Raw genomic sequence first — 11,368 nt, forward strand, 5'->3', positions numbered from 1 at the left:
ATGTGTTGTTGCACCAGGTTCGTGCCTGCGTACCAACGGCAATGACCAGCCCCTGCCGGCGGTGGCGATGATGCCTACACGTGGATTAGAAGCCTGCGCTGCGGGGAGCGCGGGCAGCCTGTCATAACGCAGCGTGACATGTGGTAATGCATAGCCCAGCGGGGACGGGGTAGGGTGGGGGCGTGTCGGTTTCGTGCTCCTCGTAGCACACGGTTGCACCGCGAAATGCAGCAATAGCAACACCAGACGCCTGATCGTCATTTCAAATCGGGTGAATCTTCCCGGCAAAAAGTGAGTATCACCCCTGGTTAGACACAGTATCAACCATTTATCTTCAAAGTACATGGCTATCAAGAATAAGTGTATAGTGAGGCAGTAATGCAGCAAGAGCGAGTCATTTCGGTGAAGCAACGGGCATCCCGATTTGAGATGCCATATCGGCTTGCACAAACGATTGCAGTTCTGATCACCTGTGGCGTAATGGTTGCAATTGCAGCAGCCTGCAATGCAATTACTGCGATGTAGGAGCAGGTTCGCAGAGACGGTTTTCTGTCTGGAAGTTGATGGTGGGTGAAGGAAATGCCTTCACCCATCGTTCTTTTTCATCCCCATCCCAGACTGGCGGTTTGTGGATAAAAAACAGTACCCGGTGGCGTTTTGCCTGGAAACGCTGTGCAGTCAACGTGGTACAATGAAGGCAGCGTAACGGCATTGTTACTGCGCTGTTATTGTTTGTGATAATATGAACAAATAATTGATCAACCCTTATCCAGGCAAAGGAGCGGGCGAAGCATGAATGAATGGAACGGCTTCTATGGCCCAAATGCCGGCTACCTGATCGAATTGTACGAGCGCTATTGCGCCGATCCCAATTCGGTCGATGAGGCAACCCGGGCCTTTTTTGCGCAATGGGCGCCGCCCAGCGACAGTGCGGCGCCGGCTGGCGAGGCCGGCCAACCGCCGTTGGATGTGACGCGGATTGTTGGTGCAGCGCGATTGATCCGCTACATCCGTGAATTGGGGCATCTGGCAGCACGGATTGATCCGCTCGGCAGTGATCCACCCGGTGATCCTGGTCTGGAGCTGGCAACACACGGGGTGACGCAGGCCGATCTGGCTGCCCTACCGGCGCACATCGTCCGGGGGCCGATTGCTACTCAGGTACGCAATGCTGCCGAAGGTGTAGAACGTCTGCGACAGGCCTATTCCGGTTCGATTGGCTACGAGACCGATCAGATTCAGGATTACCTTGAACGTGCCTGGATTCGCGAGGCTGCCGAGGATCGCCGCTTCTTCGGCGGGCTTGATGCCGATCGTCAGCGGGAACTGCTCGACCGGCTGACGGAAGTTGAGTGTTTTGAGCGCTTTCTCCACAAGACATTCCCCGGGCAAAAACGCTTCTCGATTGAAGGCTGCGACATGCTGATCCCGATGATCGACGCCATCATTCGGAATGCTGCGGTCAATGGTACCAAAGAGGTCGTTATCGGGATGGCGCATCGCGGTCGTTTGAACGTCCTTGCGCATATTCTCGGTAAGCCCTATTCGATGATCTTGACCGAATTCCATTCGCCCGACTATACCAAAGATACGTATGAAGGCTGGACAGGTGACGTGAAGTATCATCTCGGTGCCCGCAAAGCCTACCGCGAGAGCGGAATTGCCGAGATGCCGATTACGCTGGCGCCCAATCCAAGTCACCTCGAATTTATTAATCCGGTGGTCGAAGGTCGCGCCCGTGCTGCGCAAGAGCGCCGTAACCGGCCTGGTTTTCCTGAAGAGGACGAGAAGGAGTCGCTGGCGATTCTGATTCACGGTGATGCCGCTTTCCCTGGTCAGGGTATCGTCGCCGAGACGCTAAACCTCTCACGGCTGAAGGGGTATCATATCGGCGGAACGATTCACATTATCATCAACAATCAGATTGGCTTCACGACCGACAGCAACGACTCGCGTTCGACCCTCTACGCCAGCGATCTGGCACGTGGTCTGGAAATTCCGGTCGTGCATGTCAATGCTGATGATGTTGAAGCCTGTGTTGCTGTGGCCCGGATGGCCTCGGCATACCGTGAGAAGTTCCAGAAAGATTTTCTCATCGATCTGGTGGGCTACCGGCGGTGGGGCCACAACGAGGGTGATGAACCGGAGTTTACCCAACCCAAGATGTACGAGCGGATTCGCAATCATCCGACGGTACGCGAGATTTGGGCGCGTGAGCTGGAACGGCGCGGGATTATCACTCGTGAAGAAGCGCAGGCTCGCGTAGATGCGGTGATGCATCGGCTCCAGCAGGCATTTGAGAAGGTGCGCGAACGTCAGCGTCTGGCAGCATCGTTGCCACCTGCACCACCGCCGCCTGTCCAGCCGCTGAGTCGTCCACCGATCTTTGCCCGTCCGGTTTCAGCGAAAACGTTGATCGAGCTGAACGAGGCATTGTTAGATCGACCTGAAGGGTTGACGGTTCATCCCAAACTTGAACGCACCCTGCAACGGCGCCGACAGGCTATCTTTGAGGAAAGCGGTATTGATTGGGGCCATGCGGAGGCGTTGGCGTTTGCCAGTATCCTTGCCGATGGCACGCCCATCCGGCTGACCGGCCAGGACAGTGAACGGGGCACATTTAGCCATCGCCACGCTGTCTTGCACGATGTGGTGACCGGCGAGCGTTTTGTTCCGCTGCACAACATCCCGCAAGCCCGCGCCTCGTTTGCCGTTTACAACAGTCCGCTTTCTGAGGCATCGGTATTGGGCTTTGAGTACGGCTACAGTTGTCACGCGCCTGACACGCTGGTGTTGTGGGAAGCGCAGTTTGGCGATTTTGCCAACGGCGCTCAGGTGATCATCGATCAGTTTATCGTCAGTGGGCACGCCAAGTGGGGGCAGAATCCCTCGTTGGTGATGCTGCTGCCGCACGGTTATGAAGGGCAAGGCCCGGAACACTCAAGCGCACGTCTGGAGCGGTTTTTGCAGTTGGCGGCCAATGACAATATCCGCGTCGCGAATTGTACGACTGCTGCGCAATACTTCCATCTGCTCCGTTACCAGGCGGCATCGCTGTACGCCAACCCCAAGCCATTGATTATCCTGACGCCCAAGAGCCTGCTGCGCCATCCACGCAGTAGTTCGTCGTTGCGCGATCTCACCGACTATCGCTTCCAGTCGGTGCTCGGTCTAGGGGCAGAGGCGCCGGTACCAGAAGGGGTCACGCGCATCATCCTGTGTTCGGGGAAGGTAGCGATTGATCTTCTATCCAGTGCTGAATGGGAAAAGACTGCCGGACGTGTCGATTTGCTGCGGCTTGAGCTACTCTATCCCTTCCCCGCCGAAGAGTTGCAGGCGGCGATGCAGCGCTATCCGAACCTGCAAGAGGTGGTCTGGTTGCAAGAGGAGCCGCAGAATATGGGAGCCTGGAGCTTTGTCTGGCCCCGTTTACAACAGCTCTTACCCGAAGGCGTTACGCTGCGCTATGTCGGACGTGCCGAGTCGGCCAGTCCGGCAGAAGGGTTACATAGCATCCACGTGCGTGAACAGGCTCGTATCTTACGCGAGGCGGTAGCTGATCTGCCGGATTCTCCTGTACCGGCATTGCAAGGACGAGAAACGATGACGCACTAAGGCATGTGCGTTACTGATGAGTGAGGTAGGTTAGGGCATGGCATACGAAATTCGCGTACCGTCGCTCGGTGAGTCGATTGTTGAGGCGACGGTAGCACGCTGGCTTAAGCGTGAAGGTGAACCGGTTGCGATTGGTGAACCGGTAGTTGAATTGGAGACCGATAAGGTTAATCTCGAAGTAGCCGCCGATCAGAGTGGGGTTCTGACCAGCATCGCATGTCCAGAAGGGACGACGGTTGGCATCGGCGATCTGCTGGGTACGATTGAAGCCGGGGCATTGCCGAAAGAAGCACCGGTGGCGGCAGCCAGTACAACAACGGTAGCTGCCCCTGTCGCTGAACCGGTGGCTGCCACTGCGGTCAATGAAGTGCTGGCGACACCGGTTGCCCAGCGTATGGCTGCCGAACACGCCATCGATTTGCGCACGGTTCCCGGCACCGGCCCCGGCGGGCGCATTACCAAAGAAGATGTTATGCGCCTGGTATCGGGCACCGGGCCGAGTGAAGCAACCGCCAAAGCGGATGAAGCGCGGGTCCACGTCAGCCATCCGACCCCGGCTGTGGTAGAGCGCTCACAACCCGCTCAGCCGTCACCTGCGCCGGCTCCGGTTGCGCCGCCGCCAGCACCGGCATCACGGCCAACGCCACCCGCAGCGCCGGCGGCAGTTGTTAGCACGAATGGTGACCGTCGTGAAGAACGCCAGCGCCTGAGTCGGCGTCGTTTAACCATCGCTCGTCGGCTGGTGGAAGCGCAGCACACCGCAGCGATGCTTACCACCTTCAACGAAGTGGATATGAGCGCAGTGATGGCGTTGCGCACCCGTCACAAGGACTCCTTCAAAGAGCGGCACGGGGTTGGTTTGGGCTTTATGTCCTTCTTCACCAAAGCCGTGGTCGGAGCGCTCAAAGCCTTCCCGATGGTAAATGCCGAGATTCAGAGCGAAGAGGTCGTCATTAAGTACTACTACGACATCGGCATCGCCGTTGGGGTTGACGAGGGGCTGGTGGTGCCGGTTGTGCGCGATGCCGACCGCAAGACCTTCGCGCAGATCGAGCGCGAAATCGCCCAACTGGCGAAGAAGGCACGGGAAGGAACGTTGAGTCTGGCCGAACTTCAGGGTGGCACATTCACGATCACGAATGGCGGCGTCTACGGTTCGCTCATGAGCACGCCGATTCTTAATGCCCCGCAGGTAGGCATTCTGGGCATGCACAAAATCGAAGAGCGTCCGGTCGTTGTCGACGGGCAGATCGTCATTCGCCCGATGATGTACGTTGCGCTGAGCTATGACCATCGCTTGATCGATGGTAGCACAGCAGTGCGCTTCCTGGTGAAAGTGAAAGAGTTGATCGAAGACCCAGAGGCGTTACTACTGGAAGGGTAGCTAATCCAGCCATCAAGAGGAACGGGGGCGGCTACAAGAGTCGTCCCCGTTGTGTTTTCGCTACCTCACGAAAGACACTCAGCGCATAAGCCACCCAGAAGATAATACCGCTCAATTTGGCGACATCCTCGTATAGCGTGTGGCGAGGGGTAAACGGAAGCACTATGTCAATCAGGTACGAAGCGGCCAGACAGCCGGCAGCGATACCTGCCAGCAGGTAGTCGGTTTGCAATATACGAGGCAGGGCATAGCCGGCAAACATGATCGCCAGAAGTGCATAACCGGCCAGAAATACCTTCTCGTCAAGTCCGGTTAGCCAGGGTAAGATGTATTCGTGTAACATCCAGCCATCATCAATCAACAAAATCGCGGTGATCATCCCTGCACTGATTGCTAACCCGTAGCGGGAGTCAGCACGGTGCGGATGTAACAGGTAGACGGTTATACTCCAGACAGTCGCTGCCACACACCAGCCCAATAAGCCAATGTTTGATATCAATCCTGTATACGGCTCTGCACCAACGACAACGTAGACATCGCGTAACAAAATAACCGGGTCGATATGCCAGAGACGTGCTGCGAGCCACACCACTGTTACACAGCATGCAACGATCAGCGTTGCACTGGCGAGAAGGTAACGGTTGCGCTTCTTGGGAAGTGGCACAACTGCGTTAGCGTGCCTACGATCAGCGTTGCACTGGCGAGAAGGTAACGGTTGCGCTGCCATTGAAGGCGTAGACTTGCCACAACCTTACGCTCGATCCGGTTCTCCATAGAGCACAGTTTCATGTTCAACCTTGTCCTTTCATTTGAGAGGTACTATGGAAATCGTCGTTAGTGATGGGTTTCAGGATACAGCTTCAAAGTAGATTTCGGGATAACATTTTCTTAATCTTTTTTGGTAGAAAATCTTTACATATTTTGATTAAATAACTTATTCTTGGAGATATTTTTTGAAGATTGTCAGTTAAACATTCCTCAAATGACTTAACACTTCTTTAATAAAAATTGACGGACAGTATCGCTCACTACCAGAAAACGACATACCGATGTGCGCAGGATTGACAAATCGGCGTCTCTGGCGTATAGTAGTGAAGCCTGTTGGCAACGTTTAGACACGATGAGGAACGGAACCGCTATGGACAGTAGTCATTCTCGTCAGCGGCGCAGTATGGTAATGACAATCAATACCTGCACCGGCCTCATCGGCTCACGGTGTCGATATGAGTAGACGTTTGGTCTGATCATAACGATCTGCCCCGGTGAGGTTGAGCTTACCGGGGCTTTTTGTGTACTGAATGTCGTTACCTCCTGTGCCGCTACTAGGAAACACAGGGGGTGACAATGACCACAATCCCAACTCCCCGCCTCGATGAGGTTCAGGCTTTGATTGCCGAACAGCGCTGGCTCGATCTGCGTGAGCAACTTTCGCGCTGGCCGGCGCCGGAGATCGCCGATCTGCTCCGCGAGCTGTCTGCCGCCGAGCGCATGCTGGTCTTTCGCGTTTTGCCACGTTCGTTGGCCGGTGAAGTCTTTTCCTACCTTGAGCATGACGATCAATACGAGTTATTGACCAGTCTGAACCTGGAGGAGACGCGCTTACTGCTAGCGAATCTCAGCCCTGATGATCGCACGCAACTGTTTGAAGAGCTTCCCGGCCAGGTGACGCAAAAGTTACTCAATCTGCTCAGTCCACACGATCTTAAAGAAGCCCGTCAGTTACTCGGCTATCCTGAAGAGAGCGTTGGGCGTCTGATGACGCCCAACTACGTCGCTGTGCGTCCGGGCTGGACGATTGCCCGTGCGCTCGACCATATTCGGGTACGTGGCCGTGATAGCGAAACGATTGATGTGATCTACGTAACTGATGAACAGTGGCGGTTGCTCGATGCGATTGAGTTGCGTCGTTTTATTCTGGCCGAACTGACACAGACGGTGCGTAGTCTGATGGACGAGAGCTATGTTGTGTTGTCGGCATTTGATGATCGAGAACGGGCAGTTGAGGCACTGCGGCGCTATAGTTTGCCGGCTTTGCCGGTCGTTGATTCGGATGGGGTACTGGTTGGGATTGTAACCTTTGACGACTTAATTGACGTAGCCGAGGAAGAGGTCACCGAAGACTTCCATCGCAGCGCCGCTATTGAGCCGCTGCGTGGCAGCTATCTGGAGATACCGATCTTTGAGCTTGTGCGCAAGCGCGTGCCCTGGCTGGTAGCCTTGGTCTTTGTGAATGTCTTTTCTGGGGCGGTGATTGCTGCGTTTGAAGAGACAATCGCCGCAGTCGTTGCTCTGGTCTTCTTTCTTCCACTACTGATCGGTAGCGCTGGCAATGCCGGTTCGCAGTCGGCAACGCTGACGGTGCGTGCGCTGGCGACCGGTGATATTGAATCAAGCGACTGGTGGCGTTTGCTGATAAAAGAGTTACTGGTCGCGCTGTTGTTGGGGAGTGCGATGGCGCTGGCGGTCGGTTTATTGGGTGTGATTCGGGTTGGCTGGCATGTTGCCGGAGTGGTTTCGCTGACAATGCTGGTGCTGGTTCTGATGGGCAGCTTAATTGGGATGTCGCTGCCATTCCTATTGCGCCGACTGGGGCTTGATCCGGCGACGGCCAGTGGCCCGTTGGTGACCTCGCTTTCGGATATTGGTGGGGTGTTGATCTATTTCTCGTTGGCAACCTGGCTACTGGGGCTAACGAGCTAAGCACCTATCCGAACATCGCTTCGGGTAGGTAAAGGCATTGCCTTCGCCTGATTATCAAACAGACCGCTCGTTTTGACTCAAGAGCGGACAGTACATTCGATCACGTGCAAGAGGTAGGCTGGGCAATGCCTTGCACACCCTCACCTCTGGCCCCGCTTCCGCACGACGGGGGAGGGGAGCGCAACAACCTGCGCTGGGGCATCTTGATGCGGTAGAGGTTGAGTTTGTTCATGTGTTCCGTCTGGTCTGTAAGGGGTAGCGTGCGCAGGTTGAGAAACCGCCATCTCGCCGCCGGCGAGGGCAGAGGTATGCGCGGTGCACGCCCTCACCCCGGCCCCGTTCCCGCACAGCGGGGGAGGGGAGCGCAACAGCTTGCGCCAGGGCATCCTGATGCGGTAGAGGTTGTGTTTGTTTATGTGTTCTGTTTGCCCCTAAACTAACCTGGGAAGTGGAGCAGTTGTATGTTCAAGTTGCGTACCTTTACTCCCGAACCACCGGCACGTGTGGCCTTTACCCAGGCCGATTTGTGGCTTTTTCTGATCCTGATAGGTCTGGTTGGTCTGACAATCGGTGTCGCCAATAATGCACCTGAGATGGTTCGCGGGCCGACAATATCGCTTAGCCCGACCGCACTGCCGTTTTATGCATTGTATTCAGTGAGTCGAATGGTGATGGCCTATGTCCTGTCTTTTATCTTTACGTTGATTTATGGCTACATCGCCGCCTACAATCCACACGCCGAGCGGGTTTTGATCCCGCTACTCGATGTCTTACAGAGTGTGCCAATCCTCTCGTTCTTGCCGGTTGTCTTGCTGGGTTTAAGTGCTATCTTGCCGCAGACGTTCGCTGTCGAGCTGACGGCGATTGTCCTGATCTTCACCAGCCAGGTCTGGAATATGACATTTGCCTGGTATCAGTCGCTAACCACAATCCCCGAAGAGCTGCGTGAAGCGAGCAGTATCTTTCGCTTCTCGTGGTGGCAGCGTTTCACTACGCTCGAATTTCCATTCGGCGCGCCGGCACTGGTCTGGAACAGTATGATGAGCTGGGCCGGAGGTTGGTTCTTCCTTATGGCAGCCGAGATTTTTACCCTTGGCGAACGTGATTTTCGGTTGCCGGGCCTGGGTGCTTTTTTGCAGACAGCGGCTGACGCCGGCGATCTGATGGCCATTGGTTGGGGGTTGTTCTGTCTGGTGCTCGTGATCATTATGCTGGATCAACTCGTCTGGCGCCCGTTGCTCGTCTGGTCTGGTCGGTTCCGGCTGGAATTTGTTGAGCGAGATGATGAGCCGACATCGTTCTTCTACGACTTGTTTCACCGCTCGGTGATGGTAGCGTGGCTTTGCAGAGGGTTCCATCGGCTGAATGGGCTTGTGGAACGGTGGGTTGGGCAGCGTCCGGCTGATAAGGTGCCGGCTGAGGATGAGGAACGGCGACGTTCAGGTCTTGGCCTGATTGTTCTGGTTGCCATCATTATTTTGACGGGATGGGGCCTGTTTAATGGTGTTCGCTTACTATTCAACGTGTCGTTCGCTCAGTGGGGCGAGATTTTGTTGGGAATAGTAGCTACCTTCGGGCGGGTCGGTGCCGCGGTAAGTATTGCAGTACTCTGGACGGTACCGGTTGGGGTGTGGATTGGCACGCACCGAAAGGTGGCGGCAGTCTTACAGCCGGTAGTGCAGATTCTAGCTTCAATCCCGGCGACTGCTCTCTTTCCGGTGCTGGTTTTGGCACTGCTGGCATTGCCCAGTGGTCTCAATCTGGCTTCCATCACTTTGATGATGCTTGGTACACAGTGGTACATCCTATTCAATATCATTGCAGGCGTCAATGCTATTCCGCAGGATTTACGTTTCACCAGTGATTTGTTGCAGTTGCACGGATGGCGGCGCTGGCGGACGTTGATTCTGCCCGGTCTCTTTCCGTATCTAATCACCGGTCTTATTACAGCGAGCGGCGGTGCCTGGAATGCCAGTGTCGTCGCTGAGTACGTGGTTTTCAATCAGCAAACGTACCGGACAATCGGCATTGGGGCAACGATTGCTGCTGCTACCAACACCGGTGATTTTGCGCAGTTGTTCGCTGCAACGCTCACAATGATCGTTACCGTGGTAACCATTAATCGATTAGTCTGGCGGCAACTATATCAACTGGCCGCAGATCGATATCGCCTTGAATAGGAGCAAAACGATGCAGCAAACGCAATTGCAGCCTCTGGTGGAGGTGCTGCGCGTGACGCAGCGTTATGGCAACGCAGAGCGGAAGTTTACCGCTATTCAGGATGTGAATCTGGCTATCGGCGAAGGTGAGTTTGTCGCCTTGCTGGGGCCATCGGGTTGTGGGAAGAGCACGTTGCTGCGTATTATCACCGGGCTGACCCGACCTTCTGAGGGTCTGGTGCGGTATCGCGGTCAGACACTGCAAGGGGTTAATCCGCACGCAACGATTGTTTTTCAAACCTTCGCCCTCTTTCCGTGGCTGACGGTACAGGAGAACGTTGCCATTGCTCTGCAAGCGCGGGGTGTTGCTTACGATGATGCGCAGAAACGTGCCGTCGAGCTGATCGATCTGGTCGGTCTTGATGGTTTCGAGCACGCCTACCCGCGTGAGTTGTCGGGTGGAATGCGACAGAAGGTTGGTATTGCCCGTGCGCTGGCTGTCGATCCAGAACTCTTGTGTCTGGATGAACCATTTAGCGCGCTTGATGTGCTGAGTGCGGAGACGCTGCGGGGCGAAGTACTGGAGTTGTGGACGAGCGGTAATCTTCAGATTCGGGCCGTGTTGATGGTGAGCCATAATATCGAAGAGGCGGTGTTTATGGCCGACCGCATTGTGGTCATGGATAAGAATCCGGGCCGGGTCGTTGCCGACATTCCGATTAACCTGCCACACCCGCGGGATCGCAAATCAGAGGCATTTGCCACTCTTGTGGCACGGGTTTACGCCGTGCTGGCCGGGCAAACCCAACCGGAGGCGGTCGAGTATGGTACCGAGCCGGGTCAAAGCGGGCAGACTCGTCTGCTCCCCATGGCCGGTGTTACGGCACTGGCCGGCCTGCTTGAGCAGACAAATGCAACCGATACAGAGCGTGATCCAATAGTCAAGTTACAAGATGAATTGGGGCTTGACCTCGACCAGCTTTTGCCGTTGATCGAGGCAGCTGAGTTACTCGGCTTCGCACGGGTGGAGAGCGGTGATCTAATTTTGACGCCACTGGGTGAAGCATTTGCCGATGCCAGTATCCAGGTGCGCAAGGAGATCTTCGCGTCGCGGTTGCGGCGATTGCCGTTCTTCCGCTGGATGCTGCGTATGTTGACCGCAGCCGATAATCAATCGCTACCGTGGGAGGTGTTTCTGGCTGCGCTGGAGCGTGAATTTCCCCGCGCCGAGGCTGAACGTCAGCTTGATATTGCCCTGGAGTGGGGGCGCTACGCCGAGCTGTTTGCGTATGACGATGCAGAGGGTCGCTTCTTCCTGGAGGCACCGGTGGGGACGGTTGCCGGTTAAGAGATAGGGTGTATACAGGGGGGCCTCCTCCTCGCCCCACTCGCCGCCTCGCCTCCCTCCCAACCCCCCCGCTGGGGGGAGGAGATGAGGCAAGGGTGTTCCCCGCTGGGGGTGAGGAGAGAGAAGGCAAGCTGCGCTAAGGGGAGGAGGCGAGGGTGTTCC

6 protein-coding genes are annotated in these 11,368 nt (G+C 55.8%); 5 read left to right on the top strand and 1 reads right to left on the bottom strand.

The features are described from left to right. Positions 1–792: 792 nt before the first annotated feature. Entirely contained in the window at positions 793–3,615 is a 2,823-nt protein-coding gene (locus VAE55_RS10010) for a 2-oxoglutarate dehydrogenase E1 component (protein ID WP_322815644.1), read from the top strand. Positions 3,616–3,652: 37 nt separating this feature from the next. Further along, positions 3,653–4,999 (top strand): 2-oxoglutarate dehydrogenase complex dihydrolipoyllysine-residue succinyltransferase, encoded by a 1,347-nt coding sequence (gene odhB / locus VAE55_RS10015; RefSeq protein WP_322815645.1) that lies wholly within the window; start codon positions 3,653–3,655, stop codon positions 4,997–4,999. A 31-nt stretch (positions 5,000–5,030) separates the two neighbouring features. Here odhB and VAE55_RS10020 read toward each other — a convergent pair whose 3' ends face one another. Then, the gene (locus VAE55_RS10020; RefSeq protein ID WP_322815646.1) at positions 5,031–5,588 is read right to left on the bottom strand and encodes a hypothetical protein; all 558 of its coding nucleotides are present in this window, start codon (positions 5,586–5,588) and stop codon (positions 5,031–5,033) included. A 755-nt stretch (positions 5,589–6,343) separates the two neighbouring features. On the opposite strand from VAE55_RS10020, the gene mgtE reads away from it, so the two are divergent. The 3 genes from mgtE to VAE55_RS10035 all read left to right on the top strand — a co-directional run bounded on the left by mgtE (position 6,344) and on the right by VAE55_RS10035 (position 11,206). Then, a complete protein-coding gene (gene mgtE / locus VAE55_RS10025; RefSeq protein ID WP_322815647.1) occupies positions 6,344–7,699 on the top strand; it encodes a magnesium transporter in 1,356 nt (451 codons plus the stop codon). A 461-nt stretch (positions 7,700–8,160) separates the two neighbouring features. Beyond that, positions 8,161–9,879, top strand: coding sequence for an ABC transporter permease (locus VAE55_RS10030; protein ID WP_322815648.1), 1,719 nt, complete (start codon positions 8,161–8,163; stop codon positions 9,877–9,879). Positions 9,880–9,889: 10 nt separating this feature from the next. Next, positions 9,890–11,206: a nitrate/sulfonate/bicarbonate ABC transporter ATP-binding protein gene (locus VAE55_RS10035; RefSeq protein WP_322815649.1), complete on the top strand. Its 1,317-nt coding sequence runs from the start codon at positions 9,890–9,892 to the stop codon at positions 11,204–11,206. Positions 11,207–11,368: the final 162 nt, after the last annotated feature.

Source organism: Chloroflexus sp., from assembly GCF_034432675.1.
In the GTDB taxonomy this organism is placed as follows: Bacteria; Chloroflexota; Chloroflexia; order Chloroflexales; family Chloroflexaceae; genus Chloroflexus.

Excerpts from the sequence above, each read along its gene's own strand:
- odhB (WP_322815645.1), top strand. The coding sequence starts at position 3,653 with ATGGCATACGAAATTCGCGTACCGTCGCTCGGTGAGTCGATTGTTGAG.
- VAE55_RS10035 (WP_322815649.1), top strand. The coding sequence starts at position 9,890 with ATGCAGCAAACGCAATTGCAGCCTCTGGTGGAGGTGCTGCGCGTGACG.
- mgtE (WP_322815647.1), top strand. The coding sequence starts at position 6,344 with ATGACCACAATCCCAACTCCCCGCCTCGATGAGGTTCAGGCTTTGATT.
- VAE55_RS10010 (WP_322815644.1), top strand. The coding sequence starts at position 793 with ATGAATGAATGGAACGGCTTCTATGGCCCAAATGCCGGCTACCTGATC.
- VAE55_RS10030 (WP_322815648.1), top strand. The coding sequence starts at position 8,161 with ATGTTCAAGTTGCGTACCTTTACTCCCGAACCACCGGCACGTGTGGCC.